Raw genomic sequence first — 438 nt, 5'->3', positions numbered from 1 at the left:
CAGTTCGCGCGGGCTGGCCAGCGCGGAGCTGTCCAGGCCCTCCAGGCGGCCTTCGACGACGATGATGCGCAGGGTCCCGGAGGCCAGGTCCTGCTGTGGCAGGTAGGCGCGGGTGGTGACGTAGCCGCGATCCAGGTAATGGTCGGTGACGGCCTTGAGCAGCGCATTGAGCTGGCCGACGCCCAGGCAGCGCCCCTGGTAGGGCGCCAGCAACTGGCGACGCGCGCTTTCGCCGAGGTGCCCGGCGCCTTCCAGCTCGATGCGGCGGATCTCGAAGCAGCGCTCGTCGTCGCCGGAGGCATCCGCAGCGGCGGGCGCTCCCTTGCCGGGCAGTTGCTGGAGTTCCTCCAGGCGCTTGCGCTGTTCGTCCAGCAGGCGCTGCTGGCGGTCGCGGATCAGGTCGCGGTCGCCGGGGGAGGTGAAGGGGGCGGCGCTGGC

At 72.1% G+C, this 438-nt stretch carries 1 pseudogene; it reads right to left on the bottom strand.

Annotated elements, in window-relative coordinates:
• Positions 1-438: pseudogene (gene tpsB1, locus JHD77_RS32610) on the bottom strand (two-partner secretion system transporter TpsB1); the annotation flags it as partial.

This window comes from Pseudomonas sp. P20 (assembly GCF_016463925.1).
In the GTDB taxonomy this organism is placed as follows: Bacteria; Pseudomonadota; Gammaproteobacteria; order Pseudomonadales; family Pseudomonadaceae; genus Pseudomonas; species Pseudomonas aeruginosa.
This window is presented reverse-complemented; position numbering and strand designations above follow the sequence as displayed.